The sequence below is a fragment of the Bacillus sp. FSL R5-0434 genome, from assembly GCF_038004745.1.
In the GTDB taxonomy this organism is placed as follows: domain Bacteria; phylum Bacillota; class Bacilli; order Bacillales; family Bacillaceae; genus Bacillus; species Bacillus halotolerans.
Window position 1 is genome coordinate 2,593,477 of sequence record NZ_JBBORV010000001.1, and the last position, 18,584, is coordinate 2,612,060.

Annotated in this window: 17 protein-coding genes; 6 read left to right on the forward strand and 11 right to left on the reverse strand. The window is 43.2% G+C overall.

Features of this window, described 5'->3' with window-relative positions:
• The first annotated feature begins 154 nt into the window (after positions 1–154).
• The 4 genes from sigV (at position 155) to NYE43_RS13435 (ending at position 4,268) form a co-directional block, all read left to right on the forward strand.
• Positions 155–652, forward strand: coding sequence for an RNA polymerase sigma factor SigV (gene sigV / locus NYE43_RS13420; RefSeq protein WP_095713414.1), 498 nt, complete (start codon positions 155–157; stop codon positions 650–652).
• Positions 652–1,509, forward strand: a complete 858-nt coding sequence (gene rsiV / locus NYE43_RS13425; RefSeq protein WP_095713415.1) for an anti-sigma-V factor RsiV — start codon at positions 652–654, stop codon at positions 1,507–1,509. Before sigV ends, rsiV begins: the two co-directional genes overlap by 1 nt.
• Before the next feature lie 129 nt (positions 1,510–1,638).
• Positions 1,639–3,537 (forward strand): acyltransferase family protein, encoded by a 1,899-nt coding sequence (locus tag NYE43_RS13430; RefSeq protein ID WP_341062116.1) that lies wholly within the window; start codon positions 1,639–1,641, stop codon positions 3,535–3,537.
• A gap of 467 nt (positions 3,538–4,004) precedes the next feature.
• Positions 4,005–4,268, forward strand: a complete 264-nt coding sequence (locus tag NYE43_RS13435; RefSeq protein ID WP_373271173.1) for a YrhK family protein — start codon at positions 4,005–4,007, stop codon at positions 4,266–4,268.
• Positions 4,269–4,615: 347 nt separating this feature from the next.
• On the opposite strand, the gene cypB is transcribed toward NYE43_RS13435, so the two are convergent.
• The 7 genes from cypB to NYE43_RS13470 all read right to left on the reverse strand — a co-directional run bounded on the left by cypB (position 4,616) and on the right by NYE43_RS13470 (position 11,650).
• On the reverse strand, positions 4,616–7,780 hold the full coding sequence (gene cypB, locus NYE43_RS13440; protein WP_185848771.1) for a bifunctional cytochrome P450/NADPH--P450 reductase CypB: 3,165 nt from the start codon (positions 7,778–7,780) through the stop codon (positions 4,616–4,618).
• A gap of 16 nt (positions 7,781–7,796) precedes the next feature.
• Entirely contained in the window at positions 7,797–8,387 is a 591-nt protein-coding gene (locus NYE43_RS13445) for a TetR/AcrR family transcriptional regulator (RefSeq protein ID WP_024122281.1), read from the reverse strand.
• A gap of 222 nt (positions 8,388–8,609) precedes the next feature.
• Positions 8,610–9,167: a class I SAM-dependent methyltransferase gene (locus NYE43_RS13450; protein ID WP_341062117.1), complete on the reverse strand. Its 558-nt coding sequence runs from the start codon at positions 9,165–9,167 to the stop codon at positions 8,610–8,612.
• A 179-nt stretch (positions 9,168–9,346) separates the two neighbouring features.
• On the reverse strand, positions 9,347–9,505 hold the full coding sequence (locus tag NYE43_RS13455) for a hypothetical protein (protein WP_162859479.1): 159 nt from the start codon (positions 9,503–9,505) through the stop codon (positions 9,347–9,349).
• Positions 9,506–9,671: 166 nt separating this feature from the next.
• Positions 9,672–9,821: a YrzI family small protein gene (locus NYE43_RS13460; RefSeq protein WP_024122284.1), complete on the reverse strand. Its 150-nt coding sequence runs from the start codon at positions 9,819–9,821 to the stop codon at positions 9,672–9,674.
• A gap of 395 nt (positions 9,822–10,216) precedes the next feature.
• The gene (locus NYE43_RS13465) at positions 10,217–11,017 is read right to left on the reverse strand and encodes a formate/nitrite transporter family protein (protein WP_341062118.1); all 801 of its coding nucleotides are present in this window, start codon (positions 11,015–11,017) and stop codon (positions 10,217–10,219) included.
• A 264-nt stretch (positions 11,018–11,281) separates the two neighbouring features.
• On the reverse strand, positions 11,282–11,650 hold the full coding sequence (locus NYE43_RS13470; protein WP_024122287.1) for a DUF2294 domain-containing protein: 369 nt from the start codon (positions 11,648–11,650) through the stop codon (positions 11,282–11,284).
• A 315-nt stretch (positions 11,651–11,965) separates the two neighbouring features.
• Between NYE43_RS13470 and fdhF the strand changes: the two genes are divergently transcribed.
• Positions 11,966–14,908, forward strand: coding sequence for a formate dehydrogenase subunit alpha (fdhF, locus tag NYE43_RS13475; RefSeq protein WP_101861182.1), 2,943 nt, complete (start codon positions 11,966–11,968; stop codon positions 14,906–14,908).
• Positions 14,909–14,927: 19 nt separating this feature from the next.
• Positions 14,928–15,410, forward strand: coding sequence for a DUF1641 domain-containing protein (locus NYE43_RS13480; protein WP_326323342.1), 483 nt, complete (start codon positions 14,928–14,930; stop codon positions 15,408–15,410).
• A gap of 32 nt (positions 15,411–15,442) precedes the next feature.
• Here the strand turns inward: NYE43_RS13480 and NYE43_RS13485 are convergent, their stop codons facing one another.
• From NYE43_RS13485 to mtnN, 4 genes are all read right to left on the reverse strand, one after another.
• Entirely contained in the window at positions 15,443–15,673 is a 231-nt protein-coding gene (locus NYE43_RS13485; protein ID WP_010335091.1) for a YrhC family protein, read from the reverse strand.
• An 84-nt stretch (positions 15,674–15,757) separates the two neighbouring features.
• Positions 15,758–16,897, reverse strand: coding sequence for a bifunctional cystathionine gamma-lyase/homocysteine desulfhydrase (locus tag NYE43_RS13490; protein WP_024122290.1), 1,140 nt, complete (start codon positions 16,895–16,897; stop codon positions 15,758–15,760).
• A gap of 1 nt (position 16,898) precedes the next feature.
• Positions 16,899–17,822: an O-acetylserine dependent cystathionine beta-synthase gene (locus NYE43_RS13495; protein ID WP_213417775.1), complete on the reverse strand. Its 924-nt coding sequence runs from the start codon at positions 17,820–17,822 to the stop codon at positions 16,899–16,901.
• Between the two features lie 61 nt (positions 17,823–17,883).
• Entirely contained in the window at positions 17,884–18,579 is a 696-nt protein-coding gene (mtnN, locus tag NYE43_RS13500) for a 5'-methylthioadenosine/S-adenosylhomocysteine nucleosidase (RefSeq protein ID WP_024122292.1), read from the reverse strand.
• Between the last annotated feature and the right edge of the window lie 5 nt (positions 18,580–18,584).

An 18,584-nucleotide genomic window follows, 5' to 3' on the forward strand; every position in this document is an offset into this window, starting at 1 on the left:
TCCGTTTATTTTTAAGCAATTGATCCTCCCCTCCCGCTCCTGATCACTTTTTTTAAAAAAATAATATCTGCGCAAACTATTTTTCAAACTGCCCCGTCTATCCTAGGTAACATCCTACGATATACGTATATTCAAAAAGGAGCCCTTTATTGCAATGAAGAAAAAACAAACAATAAAAGCGTTGCTTGTCACGTGTATAACTGACCATAAGCAAGATTTCTACAGATTAGCCTTCAGTTATGTGAAAAATCAAGATGACGCATTAGATATTATTCAGGAATCTATAAAAAAAGCGCTCAGCTCAGTTGAAACGGTCAGAAACCCTGAGACGATAAAAAGCTGGTTTTATAAAATCTTAGTACGTACAGCTATTGATTTTTTGCGAAAACAAAAAAAGTTAAAGGTGATGGATGACGAAACGATTGAGTTTTTAAGCTCAGGAAAGGAAGATCACTATAAGGACACTGATCTTCATGAAGCGCTCGACGAATTGCCGTCCCACTATAAAACAATTATTATTTTGCGTTTTTTTGAAGACCTCAAACTAGAAGAAATTGCGGAAATTACAGGGGAAAATTTGAATACCGTCAAAACGCGCCTTTACAGAGCATTGAAGCTGATGCGCATTCAGTTGACGAAGGAGGATTCTTAATGGATAAGAGATTACAGCAATTAAAAGAAGAATATAAAAATGTCCAGATTCCTAAAGAACTGGATATCATTGTCGAAAAAGCCCTTCAGCAAAAACCAAAAAAGAAAAGAATCGTCATGTGGCCGACATCAGCAGCTGTCGCGGCAGCTATTTTATTCACTGCACTTGTCAACATCAACCCAGATGCAGCTCAAGCTATGTCAAAAATCCCTGTCATCGGCAAGATCGTCAAAGCCATCACTTTTATTGAGATCAAAGAAGAGAAAGATGAATCAAGCATTGATGTCAAAACGCCTGCTCTGTCGGGACTTTCTAATAAAGAGCTTGAAAACAGCATCAACCAGAAATATTTGAAAGAAAGCAAGCAGATGTATAAAGAATTTATACAGTCCACATCCAAAAATAAAAAAGGACATCTCAGCATCTACAGTGATTACGAGACAGTAACAGACACGCCAGATTTAATTTCTATTCGGCGTGATATTGAAAAAACACAAGCATCATCTTACACACAAAGCCGTTATATCACAATTGACAAAAAGAATGATATCTTACTTACATTAAAAAGCTTATTTAAAGATGACCGCTATATCAAAGTCATCAGCCAAAACATCAAAGAACAAATGAAACAGCAAATGAAGGAAGATCCAAATAAAATCTATTGGGTCACTGACGAGGATGCAGAACCATTCAAACACATTCAGCCTGATCAAACGTTTTATATTACAGAAGACCATAAACTTGTGATTTCATTTGATGAATATGAAGTTGCCCCCGGCTATATGGGCGTTACAGAGTTTAAAATTCCAACCAGCGTCATCTCAAATCTGCTCATGGGAGAACGTTATGTTCGATAACAGAAAAACATCCATGTCATCATCTGTCATGGGTGTTTTCCCTTTCGCAAAGGGACCTGACAAATATCAAAAAGGCGTAACCTTGCAGCCAAAACAACGAGAATATCTGCACATTATTGGAGGAATACCATGTATCACAAAACACAGCATCACCGCTACATCACTGGACTCGATGGCCTTCGGGCTTTTGCCGTCCTGGCAGTTATCGCCTATCACCTAAACTTCAATTGGGCTAACGGTGGTTTCATTGGAGTTGATATCTTTTTTGTATTATCAGGCTATTTAATTACATCTATTATACTGCCGGCACATGGAAATGATATCAGCCTTGATTTTCGGGACTTTTGGGTGCGCCGAATTCGGCGGCTTCTGCCAGCGGCTTACCTTATGATCATTTCCGCTGTTATTTGGGTCGTCGTATGCAACCGGGAACTTTTGCACACTGTGCGCGGAGATGCCATCTCTTCTCTCTTTTACATGAGTAATTGGTGGTTTATTTTTCATAAACTCTCGTATTTTGATAGCTTCGGATCCCCGTCACCGCTTAAAAACCTTTGGTCATTGGCAATTGAAGAGCAATTTTATATTGTATGGCCGATGTTCTTGGTTGCTGGAATGTACATATTTAAAAACCGTGCGAAACTGGCGGCAGCGGTGTCGTTGCTTGCGCTCTGTTCAGCCGTGATGATGAGCGTACTGTATGAACCCGGCGGAGATCCGAGTCGCGTGTACTACGGCACAGATACTCGTTCGTTTGAACTTCTCATAGGATGTGCTCTGGCTCTGATATGGCCGATGAAAAGGCTGTCTTCCAACAGGCTGCCATGCAAACTGAAGCGCCTTTTGCATGGCACAGAACTATCGGCGTTTTGTATTTTAGTTTTGTGTGTCTATTTTACAGATGAATACGAACCTTTTCTTTACAGAGGCGGAATGTTTTTAATAAGCATTACCGCAGCGGTCCTTATTGCATGTGTATCCCATCCGAGCAGCTTTTTGGGCATTCTGCTTTCATGGAGGCCTCTTCGTTGGCTTGGAACGAGGTCTTACGGTATTTATCTTTGGCACTACCCTGTTATTGTGTTAAGCACGCCGGTTCAAGAAATCGGAAACCCTGTTTTTTGGCATATCGCGCTAAAGATCATCGTTACATTTATACTCGCCGAGCTTTCCTATCATTTCATTGAAAAGCCGATACGGACAGAGGGGTTTAAGTCATTTTTCCGCCGGGCTTTTATTCATAGAATTCGAGAATGGAAAACGACATCTGTCATCAGCAAAATGTCAATTGGCTTCGTCATTCTCGCTATACTTATTTTTGCAGGGGGACTGTCAGGGGTAGCCGGAGAGAAAAAACATCCGCAATGGACGTATAGCTCACAAGAAACAAGCGCTGACACAAACCAGACGTCAGAGCATAGAAAGATGGCAGCATCCGATAAAGACGGAGAAAACAAATCCAAACAAAAAACAACAGCCTCAACTAAAGATCAAGAGGAAACGAGCGCAAAAGGACAGGAGACTAAGAAAAAAAAGGACGAAAAATCTCAGAAAGAACCGGCAGCTGCTGATAAAGAAGTATTAGCTATAGGGGATTCCGTTATGCTTGATAGCGCCTCCAGCCTCCGTCAGTCTCTTTCACATGTCACAATTGATGGGAAGGTGGGAAGACAAATGTCTCAAGCTTTAGAACTGACACAGGAATACAAGTCTTTTAATCAGCCGAATAAAGCTGTCATCATTGAGCTGGGAACCAATGGCTACTTTACAAACAGCCAAATCGATCAATTGCTTACATCTTTCTCAAAAGCTCATATCTATCTTGTCAATACGCGGGTTCCCCGGCAATGGGAAAGCAAGGTGAATGAATCTTTGCGGCAGCAGGCTAACACGCATAACAATATTACGTTGGTTGACTGGCATACAGAAGCTCTCCAGCATCCGGAGTATTTCACCCCTGACGGCGTACACTTGGTTCCCCAAGGGGCTGAAGCTTTAACCGCTCTTATCGTTCGGGCAATAAAATAGATTAGCAAAAAAGAGGTCCTGCTTAGACCTCTTTTTTTTGCGATGGATCAATTCCAGCTGCGTGCAGCAAATTGCTTTTAAAAAAGAATTGCCGTTCACATTGATGACATGGACCAGGCATAAAACCTAATCTATTGGAAATTTATATTCTGCATTCTAAAATTATTCCTTCCGCTTCGTTCTCAAATTCACCTAATACGATAATAACCTTCGATTCTTTATTCATATTGCCACCCCCTTCGTTTATGATCCATTTATATTACAACATTTTTAAATTTATGTTAATAAATAGGTATAAGAAAACTCACAAACTACCGCCCTTCCTAACTTGAGAAATGGCTGACCTATATATGGTCCTCATCATTTTTATATCTAGCTGTGAAGCTCTTATGTTTACCTATCGTTTACGTGAGGGTAAGCAAATATAGAATGGAGGGATCATCGTGGAAGCTAATGCAGAAAAAGAGATGAAAAAGCAAATAAATCGATACGAGCTTTTTTTCAAAAAACGATATAAAGTTCTCTATACAGTAAACGATTTTATCATTGGCTTTTTATTTTTCATCGGCAGCTTTTTCTTCTTTTACGATGAATTAATGTCTGCAGGGATATGGCTGTTTGCGGTTGGCAGCTTCCTGCTTTTAATCAGACCGACGATTCGTTTGGTTCATGATTTTCATTACAGAAAACATCTTGAGCGTCTATATCATCATGGAACATCCTCTGACTAGCATGAAGTGTGAGGAAGCGAACAGACTGAAACCTGCGGGGCATTCAAATGCATAGTCTCAAATCGGACAGTCTAACTCAAACGGCATGATGAGATGCAAGAATAAAAAGGAAAAAACGCTTGATTAAGTTTCTAGAAAATTAAACTCCAAGATACAAATATATAACTTTATAACTATTTATTTATAAAAAACCAGAAAAAAACCTAAAGTTTTATATCTTTCGGACGATAATAATAACAAGGCCGGCGCGATACTCCCTATAACATCCTTTTCAGTAGATTTCAATATCGTGCCGGTTTTTCACATGCTAAAGCAATCCCGCCATCTCTGGCGGGATTTATTTTTACTTACATTCCAGTCCATACATCTTTTACATAACGTTTTTGATCTTGCAGCTTCTTCAGCCATTCTGCTGACGCTTCCTGACTTGCTCCTTTGTCAGCTTCATAAGCCGCACGCAGTGTGTTCTCTACTTCAGGAGCCATTTGTGCACCATCGCCGCATATATAAACGTGCGCACCTTTTTCGATCAGTGAAATTAATTTCTGTGCATCTTGTTTTAGTAAGTGCTGAACATATACTTTTGGTTCGTCTTCCATTCGTGAATAGCATCGATGGACTGTTACCAAACCGGCTTTTTCCGCCTGGTCAAGCTCTTCTTTATAAAGATCGTCATGATCAGGACGCCGGCATCCGAAGTATAAATGAGCTTCGCCAAGCGCACTTCCTTCCTTCTTCAGAACGGATCTGGCCTGGATGAAACCTCTGAATGGCGCAATTCCTGTACCCGGTCCCACCATAATCAGCGGAGTTTGGAGATCATCAGGCAGCTGGAATCCAGATTGCGGTGTCCGAATGAAACAGGCAACCGTATCACCTTGACGGAGTCCGGCTAAGTAATTGGATGCAACGCCCTTATATTCCCCGCGTCCGCTCCAAGCTGAGGCCTTTACAACTCCCACCGTCATACTGACCCTATTTGCTTTGACCTTCGGTGAGCTTGAAATTGAATAATATCTTGGCTTTAGTGATGGCAAAAGCTCTAAAAACCGTTCAAACGGCATTTCACAGGCCGGATAGTCCTCTAACAGATCCAGCATTGTCACACGTTTTCTCAGAACATGTTCCTTGTACATTTCATCACTCGATATAAGTAATTCCAGCTCTTTTTTATGAGGCGGGCATACTGTATATGAAGCCAGCTCACGAAGCTGAAGCCTTGAAGCAGAATCCTGCAGCTCTACGTAAGATGATAATAACTCCATCACTCTGATCGGCCGATCCAGCGGAAGGTGAGCCATATGCGGGCTGCCGTTCATTTTTATCACATCTTGCGGCTGCAAATCGAATCGGTTGAGAACCCGTTGAACCAGCTCTTGGCTGTTTTTCGGCAATATTCCGATGTGGTCGCCTTCTTTATACGTTTTTGAGTCAGGGAGCTCCAATTCTATATGACGCGTCGAACGCAAACTGCTTGCTGTCTGAAGCTCATGATTTTCAAGAACGATACCTTCAAACGCGCCATACGCTTTAGCAAGCGGTGTCTCAGTTGCTTCACTGAGGAATGTAATGGATAGTGACGGCTTCGTTTCTTTCTCGGTTATTTCATTCACGTGAAAGGCTTCCATTGTTTCCTTCCAAAAGCGGTTCTCCCAAGACTCGCGATGGCTTTCAAAGTCATCGGCCGCATCGCCTTCCCCAATGGATGTCAATCGTGATGCTCCTTTTGATGCCATCATGTCATCGATAAGGCGAGGAATTCGCTGATACGTGCTGGCCCAGCTCCGGTTTCCGCAGCCGAATACCGCATAGGAAACACCCTTTAATTGACCTTCCTCCAACTCTCCCAGCCACTCGACAAAGCCAGCAGCATTATCAGGCGGCGCCCCGTTATATGAGGCAGTCACAATGACAACAGCGCCTTGGTCGGGGAGTTTTCCAATGTAATCATCAAGAGGTGCAGTTTCCGCTGTAAAGCCGAGCCGGCGCCCGTAAGCTGCCAATTCACCTGCCATGCCTTCTGCGGTGCCGAGGTTTGAACCGTAAAGAACGAGTAAAGGTGTGCCGTGTTTAGGTTTTGTCTCGTTTTCCTTCGTTTCGTGCACGGTGCCAGTCTGTTCTTTTTTCTGAACATTCATTTGGACCGTTTTCCTTGGTTTCACTGTAATTTTAAAATCATCCGGTTTAATTGTTAATGCCTCTTTGATTTTGAGCTCGTAACCAGTGTGATTCATCAATTCAAAGTGCTTTAATACAAGTCCGAGAACCATTGTCGCTTCTTGAAGCGCAAACTGCATCCCGATACATGCCCGCTGGCCGTTTCCAAACGGTTTATACGCATGGTGAGGAATACTCTCAGGGTTCTCAAACCGTTCCGGACGAAAATCTTCTGCATCTTCACCCCAAGCGTTTTGATCTCTGTGAAGTTTTGGGATCAAGACGGAGACGGGCTGTCCTTTACTGATAGGGTATTCGCCGCCTAAAACTGTATCCTCCTTGGCATAAAGAGAAAAAGCGGGCGCTGTCGGATACAGCCTAAGCGTTTCATTGAGAACCATCCGAACATATTTCAGCTGCTGAATGTGTTTATATTCAGGCGTGTCTTCCGTTAACACGCGATCGGCTTCCACTTGAGCTTTTTTAAGTTTTTCCGGATGTTTAAGCAGACAGTAAATCGCAAAGGAAAGCAAGCCGCTCGTTGTTTCATGGCCTGCGATTAAAAACGTGATGATTTGATATCTGATGTTTTCATCATCCAGTGTCTCACCCGTTACAGGATCTTTCGCATAAAGCATGAGCGATAACAGATCCTTAATGTTTTGGTCCGGGTTTGCTTTTCGTTCTGCTATAATTCTGTCAACCAGCGAATTCATCACTTCGATATCCTTTTGGAACTGCTGTCTCGTTTTGACCATCATCTTATCCTGCAGGCCCAGCCTTTTTGTTTGGTTCATTCCCTCTTTTAAAGCCCGGAGCATGCTGGTGATAAACGGATGCTGCGTATCACGGTAAAAGCTGTTAAACCGATAGTTAAATCCGCATAACCCGATGGTATCAAGCGTCAGGCGGGTCATATCGTCCGCCACGTCAATTTCTTCATTCGGATTCAGCCGGCTCCATTTTTGAATCAGCTGTGTCGCGATATCCAGCATCATAGAATGATAGCCTTTCATTGCTTTTTGACTGAAGCTCGGCAGCAGAATACGATGGGCTTTCTGCCAATTCGGCTCGTGCGTCCAGCTTGTAAACAATCCGTCTCCTCCGAACTCACGCACTTTCAGCAAGCCTTTTCCAAGGTTTTTGTCAAATCGGCTCTCGTCACACACTTCAGCAACGAGTTCATGGCCTGATACGAAAACGCCGGATACACCAGGAAAATCGAAACGGAAAATCGGCCCTAACTCATCAGCAATCCGCCATAAGGATTGGGAAAGCTGTTCCTTTTCCAAATGCGGGAGGTTTTTTAAAGGTCCGTATGTTTTCGGCTGAGGTATTGCACTTGCCTGTTTCATAAACATCTTCCTTTCTTTATTCTTCTGAAGTCAATGAATGAAGTTTAATCGCGTCCCAGCAGCACTGCTCCAATTCAGAAATCAAATCAGCATTCATCTCTATATCACCTTGTTGCACAAGCTGATACAACTTGAGAAATGCGCCTAATACAATCGCAATTAATACATTGGAGGGCAAGGAGCGGATCACTCCTTCTGTTTTTCCCTTGTTAAAGAAATCGTCAAGCATTTGAGTCAGGTTTTCTATCATTTTTTTGCTTGTTTCATTTAAATAGTGAGCATCCTTTTTCGTTTCAAGAAAAAACAGCGCGTAGTCGCTCTCCTTCGTAAATTGAACGAGACAGCAAAATATGTGGCGAAAGCCCTCTCTGACAGGCATTTCAGAATAATTTCGCTTTACCTTTTCTGAAAAACGCTGAATGCTTTCTTGAAACAAAACATTGACGAGTGTTTCTTTGCTGTCAAAGTAGCGATAAATCGTGCCTGTACCAACTTCAGCTCTTTTTGCTATCATTGGGATGGTGGTGGCATCAAATCCTCTTTCCGTAAAAAGCGAGAGCGATGCCTTCATGATCAAATCGTATTTACTGATAAGTGCGGATGCCATGTAAACTTAAAACCTCCGATTCATTTAGGAATGAACATTCATTCCGTTTGTTCATAAATGATATCCACTCTGTCTCGAATCACCTCTTACCCATTCTTATGTTTATAGTTTATATGAAAAAAACTTTTTTTAATATAAATGCTATGCAAAAAATATAAAATTAAGAAAATATACCCAAATCCCTGAATGTCAGAAGTCTGGATATATTTCCCGAGAAATTTTTTATTTAACAGCGACAATACAAAGGCACGAATCGCGTCTGATGACAGAAATGTCTCTAAAATGCTGATCTTGCAGCAATTGAATATATTTTTTCTCGTTTTTTTCTGCATTATTATCAATACTGATGTAAAATCGGCCGTCAATTTGAAGCACTCGATAAATCTCTCTTAATGCGAGCCTGACATCAGTACAAGCCTGAACCGTATGTAAAGAAAATACTTTATTGAAGGTACGGTCTTCAAAGGGGATCCTTTCCGGATGACCATGGAAAATTCCCCCTTGATCTGTTTTCTTTTGCTTTTGGATTGCACGAGATACCTGTCTTACTTTTCGCTTAGAAGAGTCGATGCTTTTTATGCTTCCCTTTTCTAGTTTTTCCGTTATTGTCTTAAAGACAGAGCCGTTTCCGGTTCCAATTTCTAAAATTCTGTCATTTTCTTGTATGTCTATAGAATCAATCATCATATGCTCAATTATTTTAGTTTTCTTATATTTCCCAGAAAATAATTTCAATAGGTTCGCTCGTTTATAAAGTTTGTTTTCTAGCATTTTAAACACCTGCTTTTGGTTTCCTGTGCTTATTTATTATATTGAAAAAATAAACATCGCTTCATTTCTTATACAGAATGAAGATATCAACTAGACGGCAATGTGTTTAGAAATGTTTCAACAGAACTGAACATTTTCATTTTTTCCCGCAAAAAAAGGCAGAAAACAAAATGTTTTCCGCCCGCTTTTTAATGCCAATGATATGGGAACATATACATCCTTTGCTGCTGCATCGCCGCCAGTCTCTGCTGACGGAATGGATTGCCATAGCCGTGTTTGAAGGAATGCGGCATGGATGCATAACCATGACCTATCGACGGCAGCCTTTTTTGTTGAAAGTTCATCATGCCATCACCTGCCCTTACATAAAGTGCTGCTTTTTTTATGATATGCAGGACGGCATTTCCTTGACAGCTTCATTCGCTAAACTTGGTCCTTCTCCATCGTATAATGCATCAATAGTTCCATTTTAAGCATTTGTCATCTCTCCCTTCTGTATTTTGTTTCCTTTTATTAGCGCCAGTTTGTCAAATAAAGATGTTTCAGCTGAGATTCTTTCATTTCATCATAAATCTGCTCGATCTGCTGTTCTTGTTCGAACTCTTCCGGGCTTTTAAACCGCTTGTTAATCGTTAAAGTCAAAAAGAATAGGTTAATCGTCATATCGCTCACCCCCTTTCAAAGTCCGCCCCAAGCGAAATAACCCGCGGCATCTCCCTGCTGCGGGCACATAAAAACCGCAGACAAAAGAAGACACCCATGTCTCTACTGCCTGCGGGGAGTTGCGTATGTCCGACGATTCCGAATTTAATGCGTGCGATAAGCATCGGTTAAGGAAGGACACGGACTCTTCCACAGGCTGAATAAACCATTACAAATTCTTTGTACATTGCGTGAGCCATTAACTGGTCTGCGTCGTTGTCGCATTGTCATTTTGATTCAGCCTCCTTTGCTTTTTTTCTTACTTTGTAAGTATATCCACAAAATTCCATTTTGTAAACATCTTTTTCTAAAAATGGACGTAAATTGTGTGATTCATCGAGGTCTTTGTCCCTTGTTTATGATACCTGTTTCATTTCTTTTCTGGAGCAGTCTTTCTTATGATATGCGATAAAATAGATGAATCCGACAAACACTGCTCCTCCAATAACATTGCCGATAAAAGCCGGAATGAGGTTTCCGATAAACTGCCCCCACGTAAACGAGCCTGCAAAAATGGCAGCCGGAATCACAAACATGTTGGCGACAACGTGCTGAAATCCGATTGCCACAAAGGCCATGACAGGGAACCAGATGCCAAAAATTTTCCCTGCGCCATCTTGAGCACCGAAGGAAAGCCAAACTGCAAGACACACCAGCCAGTTACAGCCGATGCCGGAAACGAGAACCTTGCCAAAGCTCATATCAAGCTTGCCTTGTGCAACAGCGATCGTCTTATCCAAATATGGCCCCGTTTCGGTTAAGCCGACAAGATGGCCGAAAAAGTAAGCAACAAACAAAGCGCCGATCAGATTCATAATGGTGACGATCACCCAATTAACCGCCAATTCCTTTAGTGATATTTTTCTCGAAAATAACGCCATTGCCACTGACATCATATTTCCTGTAATCAGCTCAGCCCCTGCAAGAACCACAAGTATCAGTCCTACAGGAAATACCGCAGCCCCGATAAAACTGGACATGCTTCCCCATTCTTTCGGAAGATCGCCGATCACCCTGATATCAAGCAAATAACCGAGTGCGATAAAGGCACCGCCTAAAAACCCCAGCACCAAGAGAGACAGCAGCGGAAGCTTTACCTTTTTCATCCCTGCTTCAATTGCTGCTTCTGCTATTTCATCCGGTTTCCGAAAACCCATACTAAATACGCCCCCATTGTTTCTCCATTTTTACAGTTATAAAAGAAAAGCATCAAAAAAGGCAGCACTCAAATAACCTGTATCAATCAGGTGTTTGAATGCTGCCTAACTTGTGTGCATACCCATACAACAACATCAAGCAGAATTAAGATATTGATAGAGAATATATACAGTTCGTGCATACATTCCATTGCTTTTGTCCTTCTATAACTGCAGTAAAAACATCATATCAAATGTGACAATTTTGTGTCAATGGCAAATATGCTAGTTAAAAAGGACTTCTTTTTGGTCGTCAATTTTTCGGTCAAAGACAAAAACAGATACGGCGATATTTTCTTCAATTTTGATATCAGAAAACAAATGAACAAGCTTAGCCCCGATCAGCTCCTCCATTCCTTCCGGCGTTTTTTTAGAGTAAAGGTCTTGAATCAGGCTTGTCCGGGCCGCATGTACCATTTCTCTTCCCTCAGGCGTGCGGGCGATAAACTGCTCGCTCGCGCTCAGGTTGCCGTAGAGCGTCGACACAGCCATATTATCTACAAATACCGTGTGAATCCGTTCAGGTCCTTTGCCGAACAATTCCTTGCGAAGTTTTCGAATAATATCATTGAACTCATGAATTTTCTTTGACATGCTGATTACCCCTTCCGATTTTGCCTTAAAAAAGGCCGTTCCCGGTTCCCCTCAGGACATTTCACTTGGTTAAAATTTTCCTGTCATATTGTATTATAATAAATATCACTTTATAATAAAAGCAGTGTTGATGGATTTGTAATAGGATCTTGTTATGAGTCTATCGGTTTATAAAAATCCAGGATTGGTCTGTTAGTAAGACTTGCTAGTGAACTATTCCGCCATGTGTGTTTACACCTTCTGTGAATGAAAGACAGGTGTATCTATACATGGCTTTTTTGACTTCTTGAAAGAAAGATGGAGGGGAATATGAATATGATGGACGATAAGTCGATCAGTGTCCGCGTTGACGGAACAGAAATTCAAGCACGAGCAGGGGCCACAATTTTAGATATTTTAAATGAAAATGGGATTGAGTATCCGCAAATCTGCCACGTCCCAGAGGTTGATCCGATTCAAACATGCGATACATGCATTGTAGAGGCAGACGGCAAGCTGGTTCGTTCATGCTCTACGGTCGCTGAAAACGGAATGTCAATTGATCTTTCGGGAAATCGGGTGAAAGAGGCACAAACCGAAGCAATGGACCGCCTTCTTGAAAATCATTTGCTGTATTGTACAGTTTGCGATAATAACAATGGGAACTGTACACTGCATAATACAGCGGAAATGATGGGGATCGAGCATCAAAAATACCCTTATACGCCAAAAGAAGATCCTTCTTGTGCGGTTGATATGTCTCACCCGTTTTACCGATATGATCCAAACCAATGCATCGCCTGCGGCCAGTGTGTTGAGGTGTGTCAGAACCTTCAAGTCAATGAAACACTCTCTATCGACTGGGAACGCGAACGTCCGCGGGTTATTTGGGATGAAGGAGTTTCAATCAATGAATCTTCTTGTGTCAGCTGCGGCCAATGTGTCACGGTTTGTCCGTGTAATGCACTGATGGAAAAATCAATGCTTGGCCAGGCTGGCTTTATGACGGGCATCAAGCAGGATGTCATGGAACCAATGATTGACCTTGTCAAAAATGTTGAACCGGGGTACAGCAGCATTTTTGCCATTTCTGAAGTTGAAGCGGCAATGCGTGAAACAAGAACGAAAAAAACAAAAACGGTATGTACGTTCTGCGGTGTCGGCTGTTCCTTTGAAGTATGGACAAAAGGACGGGATATTTTAAAAATCCAGCCTGTTTCCGACGCTCCTGTTAACGCGATTTCTACATGTGTCAAAGGGAAATTCGGCTGGGATTTCGTCAATTCTGAAGAGCGGATCACAAAGCCTTTAATCCGTAAAAACGGGGCTTTTGTTGAATCATCTTGGGAAGAAGCCCTCGATTTAGTCGCAAGCAGATTAGGTGCAATTAAAGAAACATACGGCAAAGGCTCTGTCGGATTCATTTCTTCTTCTAAAATTACGAATGAAGAAAACTATGTCATCCAAAAATTAGCGCGTCAGGTATTTGAAACAAATAACGTCGATAACTGCTCTCGCTACTGTCAGTCTCCTGCTACAGACGGGTTGTTCCGTACGGTCGGCATGGGCGGTGACGCCGGCACGATTAAAGATATTGCCAAGGCCGGACTCGTCATCATCGTCGGCGCCAATCCGGCTGAAGGACATCCGGTGCTTGCAACACGGGTCAAACGTGCACACAAGCTCCATGGACAAAAATTAATCGTTGCCGACCTGCGGAAAAATGAGATGGCTGAGCGGTCTGATCTGTTCATCAGTCCTAAACAAGGTACAGACCAAGTATGGCTGATGGCCGTTACGAAATATATGATCGACCAAGGCTGGCATGATCAAGCGTTTATTGATGAGAACGTGAATTACTTTGAAGATTATAAAGAAACGCTTAAAACCTATACGCTTGATTATGCGGAACGCATCACAGGCCTTTCTAAAGAAAACATCATTCGAATTGCCGAAATGATTCGTGACGCTGACGGCACTTGTGTTCTTTGGGGAATGGGTGTTACTCAAAATACGGGCGGCTCTGATACGTCAGCAGCGATTTCGAACCTGCTTCTGGCAACAGGCAACTACCGCCGTCCGGGTGCCGGCGCTTATCCACTGCGCGGCCACAATAACGTTCAAGGCGCTTGCGATATGGGGACATTGCCAGGCTGGCTTCCGGGATATCAGCATATTACAGATGACGAAGCACGCGCCAAATTTGAAAAGGCTTATGGTGTGGAGATTGAAGGAAAACCAGGTTTAGACAATATTCAAATGCTTCATTCCATTGAAGAAGGCAAGATGAAGGCCATGTACCTTGTTGGTGAAGATATGGCACTGGTCGATTCGAATGCGAACCATGTGCATGATATTTTATCAAGCCTTGATTTCTTCGTGGTTCAGGACATTTTCCTGTCGAGAACGGCTCAATATGCCGATGTCGTCTTGCCTGCCACTCCATCTCTTGAGAAAGATGGAACGTTTACCAATACAGAGCGCCGTGTGCAGCGATTGTATCAAGCGCTTCCGACACTTGGAGACGCGAAACCGGATTGGTGGATTATTCAAGAGGTGGCAAACCGCTTAGGAGCCGGATGGAGCTACAGCCATCCAAGCGACATTTTCTCTGAAATGGCGAGTCTTTCTCCTCTATTTGGAAAAGCCAGCTATGAGGTGCTTGAAGGCTGGAACACCTTCCTATGGGGCAGCTTCACAGGTGAAAGCACGCCGCTTCTGTATGAAGACGGATTTAATTTCCCAGACAAGAAAGCCCGTTTTGCACTGTCTGATTGGACTGAACCTGCCGCTTTCCCTGAGGAATATGATCTTCACATCAATAACGGCCGGATGCTTGAGCATTTCCATGAAGGAAATATGACAAATAAATCGAAAGGCATTCAATCCAAAGTGCCGAATGTATTCGTCGAAGTATCACCGGAGCTTGCACAGGAGCGCGGCATTTGTGACGGTTCACTGGTTCGCCTCGTTTCTCCGTTCGGAGCTGTTAAATTAAATGCGCTCATTACTGACCGTGTGCGAAAAAATGAACTCTACCTGCCGATGAACTCGACAGACAAGGATTCAGCGATTAACTTCCTGACAGGGCCTGCGGCTGATAAACGCACGAACACGCCTGCTTACAAACAGACGAAGGTTCGCATGGAGGTGCTTGGAGGCTGCGAAAGCGCACCGCTTCCTAAAACAAATCCGCGTAACAAGAAACGGAATCCGCAAAACGGCGTCGAGGCAGAAAGAAAATGGAAACGCCCGGGTTATGTCCATTTGACTGATTAAATGAAAGGGGGAAACGAAAATGGCCACTCCGATTACAACGATCAAAAAAGAAACAAAAACAGCGGAGCAAATCAAGCTTGAGAAAATCGAGGAGCTGAAGGAGCTGCTGACGGAAAATGAGGATGCCGTCTCGAAAACCATGACGTTAATGAGTGAACTTAATGAGCTTGGCATCTTTGATGCAGCAGCAAGCATGCTGAGGGCGAAAGAAGACATCGCCAATATCGCGCTTGGCCAGGTATCTCGCGAGCCTGTCACAAACCTCATCAACACGATGATGGCGGCTGGAGGCGCTTTGACAAAGGCTGATCCTGCGTTTACAGGCAAGCTTTTAGAAAGCGTAATGGCGGGAACCGAACAGGCGCAAAGCTTTTTAAAAGAAGACAAGAAAGTCGGCATTCTCGATCTTTTAAAAGCGATGAACGACCCTGATATTAACAGAGCAGTCGGCTTCGGCCTTCAGTTTTTAAAAGGCATGGGAAAAGAGCTGCGGGAAGAATAACAAAAAACAGCCATCAGTTGATGGCTGTTTTTTTATTCGTCGGCTTCTTCCAAGCGCTTCTTATATACAAGTGAACGGTCGGCGCAAAAGAAAGCGCCAGCTAAAAACACGCAATCCGTCATAAACATAACTGATTTCTGGCCTAACGTTAAGCCCTGATCAGGAAGAACCGCGCCTATATATAAAAAAGTGCTGACTGCAAGCAAGGTAAAAGCGAAATGCTTGTAGTCTTCTTTTAATGATTTCATTCTATTCTTCTTCATAAAAGAATCACCTGCCAGATTCATAGTATACGACTATTATAATATACTCTGGCAGCTTACAGAGAAAGTAAATCTATCCATTTGTTATAAAATGTTAAGAGCCTGCTCGATATCTTCCAGCAAATCCTCCCCATCCTCTATTCCCACAGAGATTCTGATCAAGCCGTCCGTAATGCCGAGTTCAAGCCGGCGCTCTCTCGGAATAGAAGCATGTGTCATTCTAGCCGGAACAGAAATTAAGCTTTCTACAGCGCCCAGGCTTTCTGCAATTGTAAACAGCTTAAGTTTGCCTAAAAAGGCATCCACTCGCTCTTCACTGCCAATATCAAAGGAGATCATGCCTCCAAAGCCTGATCCTTGAGATTTCGCAAGCTCATGTCCCGGATGGTTTGGAGAACCAGGGTAATATAACGTTTGAACAGCAGGATGCTGCTCAAGAAAGCTTGCGATTTTCCGCGCGTTTTGATCGATTGCTTCCATTCTGAGCCCCAGTGTTTTGATCCCTCTCATTAACAGCCATGAATCCTGAGGGCCGAGCACGCCGCCTGTTGAATTTTGCACAAAATGCAGCTCTTCTCCAAGCTCTTTCGAAGCTGTAATAACTAAACCGCCGACAACATCACTGTGCCCGCCGAGATATTTAGTCGCACTGTGAAGTACGATATCAGCGCCTAAAGTAAGCGGCTGCTGAAAATATGGTGTATTAAAGGTGTTGTCTACGATTAGAAGAACCCCCGCTTTTTTCGCAATATCTGCCATCAGTGATAAATCGGTGATTTTGAGAAGCGGATTTGTCGGTGTCTCAATATAAATTGCCTTTGTATTGGGACGAATCGCTTTTTCGACTTCTTCTCTGCTGCTTGTATCCACAAAAGTTGATTCAATGCCGAGACGGTTAAGCACCTTTGTCATCACTCGATATGTCCCGCCGTACACGTCATCAGTCAAAACCACATGGTCTCCGCTGTTAAACAGCATCATAACAGCTGTAATTGCAGCCATTCCTGAGCTGAACGCATAACCTGCTTCCCCGGCTTCGAGCTCTGTCACAAGCGTTTCCAGTGCAGTTCTTGTCGGGTTGGCCGTTCTTGAATATTCATAGCCGGTATGCTGGCCTGCTTTTGGCTGCTTGTACGTGCTCACTTGATATATCGGAACGGAAACAGCTCCTGTTTTCTCATCACCTGTGATCCCGCCATGTACCATCAATGTTTTTTTCTTCATATCAGATGCCTCCTTCGTATATATGTTTGCTGATATACCGATCACTGCTGTCTGGGAATACTGTGACAATATTTGTTCCGGCAGACGATTTTTTCGCTTCCTCCAATGCCGCATAAAGCGCTGCACCTGAAGAGCTTCCGATCAGCAGGCCCTCTTTTTCAGCCGCTTCTTTAACAAGTCTAAAAGCATTCTCATCTGTTACCGTATATATTGCATCAAAATGGCTTTCATCCATATAGTCAGGGATAAACTCCATGCCGATCCCTTCTGTTTTATGAGCATGAGGCTCTCCGCCGTTTAATATGGAGCCTTCCGGTTCGACAATCACTGTTTTGACTGCGGGATGTTTTTCTTTTAAGAAGGATGCTGTTCCCGCGAATGTGCCTCCTGATCCTGCCCCCGCGACAAACGTATGAATATTCCCGTCAAGCGCTTTCCATATTTCAGGCCCAAGAGTCTTATAGTAAGTCGATGGATTTACTCGGTTTTTAAATTGCAAAACACAATAGGAATTATCAATTTCCCTCTCCAGCTGTATCGCTTTTCGAATGGCTCCCTGCATTCCGTCTTTACGCGGCGTATGCACGATTGACGCTCCTAGCGCCTGCATAATTTGCTGCTTTTCTTTGCTGAAATGTTCCGGAACACAGAAAATGGCTTTTAAACCATGTTTTCTGGCGTTAAGGGCAAGCCCGATACCTGTATTTCCGGCCGTTGCCTCTATAATGACTCCCCCGGGCTTCACTTTGCCTGAATCCAGGGCGTCACGAATCAGCATATCTCCCAGTCTGTCTTTTATGCTTCCGCCAGGGTTCATCATTTCCAGCTTGGCATATACAGCCACTCCTTCAGGAATATCAAAATTCTTCAAGCGGAGAAGCGGTGTATTCCCAATCAGCTCCGTAATGTCCGTAATAACTGTCATATATGTCCTCCTCCTTGATAGAGGTTGTTTTAGGGAAAACGGAGGAGAACACTCCCCCGTTTTAATGAATTCGTTTGATCACTTTTAACACAAGCTCTGTTGAGTGAACAGCGGCCTGCTCTAAAAATTGGTCAAATGATACATGTGATTCTTTTCCTGCGATATCAGATAATGCTCTGATCACAACAAACGGCGTTTTAAACTGGTGGCACACTTGAGCGACTGCCGCTGCCTCCATTTCAACCGCATACAGATCAGAAAATCTCGCACGCACCTCTTCGACCCGCTTCGGATCATTCATAAAAGAATCACCTGTTGCGATCGTTCCTTTTGCAACTTGAATGCCGTCAAGCTCAGAAATCGCTTCTTCAGTAATGCTGATCAGCTTTTCATCTGCGGCGTAAGCAGCCGGAAGGCCTGGCACCTGTCCGTATTCATAATCAAAGGCCGTTACATCTACATCATGATGGCGAACGTCAGTAGAAATGACGACGTCTCCCACATTCAGTGTATGATGAAATCCGCCCGCTGAGCCTGTGTTAATCACATAATCAGGCTTGTAGCGATCAAGCAGAAGTGTCGTGCTGATCGCAGCATTCACTTTTCCGATTCCTGATTTTAAAAGAATGACTTCAGTTCCTTCATATTGGCCTGTTGTAAATTCACAGTGCGCGATCGTTTCTGTTTTTGCATTTTCCAGTTTGTTTCTTAGGATGGTTACTTCCTCTTCCATTGCTCCGATGACTGCTAGTTTCATCTATA

Excerpts from the sequence above, each read along its gene's own strand:
- NYE43_RS13435 (WP_373271173.1), top strand. The coding sequence starts at position 4,005 with ATGAAAAAGCAAATAAATCGATACGAGCTTTTTTTCAAAAAACGATAT.
- sigV (WP_095713414.1), top strand. The coding sequence starts at position 155 with ATGAAGAAAAAACAAACAATAAAAGCGTTGCTTGTCACGTGTATAACT.
- NYE43_RS13430 (WP_341062116.1), top strand. The coding sequence starts at position 1,639 with ATGTATCACAAAACACAGCATCACCGCTACATCACTGGACTCGATGGC.
- fdhF (WP_101861182.1), top strand. The coding sequence starts at position 11,966 with ATGATGGACGATAAGTCGATCAGTGTCCGCGTTGACGGAACAGAAATT.
- cypB (WP_185848771.1), bottom strand. The coding sequence starts at position 7,780 with ATGAAACAGGCAAGTGCAATACCTCAGCCGAAAACATACGGACCTTTA.
- NYE43_RS13470 (WP_024122287.1), bottom strand. The coding sequence starts at position 11,650 with ATGTCAAAGAAAATTCATGAGTTCAATGATATTATTCGAAAACTTCGC.
- NYE43_RS13455 (WP_162859479.1), bottom strand. The coding sequence starts at position 9,505 with ATGATGAACTTTCAACAAAAAAGGCTGCCGTCGATAGGTCATGGTTAT.
- mtnN (WP_024122292.1), bottom strand. The coding sequence starts at position 18,579 with ATGAAACTAGCAGTCATCGGAGCAATGGAAGAGGAAGTAACCATCCTA.
- NYE43_RS13490 (WP_024122290.1), bottom strand. The coding sequence starts at position 16,897 with ATGAAGAAAAAAACATTGATGGTACATGGCGGGATCACAGGTGATGAG.
- NYE43_RS13495 (WP_213417775.1), bottom strand. The coding sequence starts at position 17,822 with ATGACAGTTATTACGGACATTACGGAGCTGATTGGGAATACACCGCTT.
- NYE43_RS13465 (WP_341062118.1), bottom strand. The coding sequence starts at position 11,017 with ATGGGTTTTCGGAAACCGGATGAAATAGCAGAAGCAGCAATTGAAGCA.
- NYE43_RS13485 (WP_010335091.1), bottom strand. The coding sequence starts at position 15,673 with ATGAAGAAGAATAGAATGAAATCATTAAAAGAAGACTACAAGCATTTC.
- NYE43_RS13460 (WP_024122284.1), bottom strand. The coding sequence starts at position 9,821 with ATGACGATTAACCTATTCTTTTTGACTTTAACGATTAACAAGCGGTTT.
- NYE43_RS13445 (WP_024122281.1), bottom strand. The coding sequence starts at position 8,387 with ATGGCATCCGCACTTATCAGTAAATACGATTTGATCATGAAGGCATCG.
- NYE43_RS13480 (WP_326323342.1), top strand. The coding sequence starts at position 14,928 with ATGGCCACTCCGATTACAACGATCAAAAAAGAAACAAAAACAGCGGAG.
- rsiV (WP_095713415.1), top strand. The coding sequence starts at position 652 with ATGGATAAGAGATTACAGCAATTAAAAGAAGAATATAAAAATGTCCAG.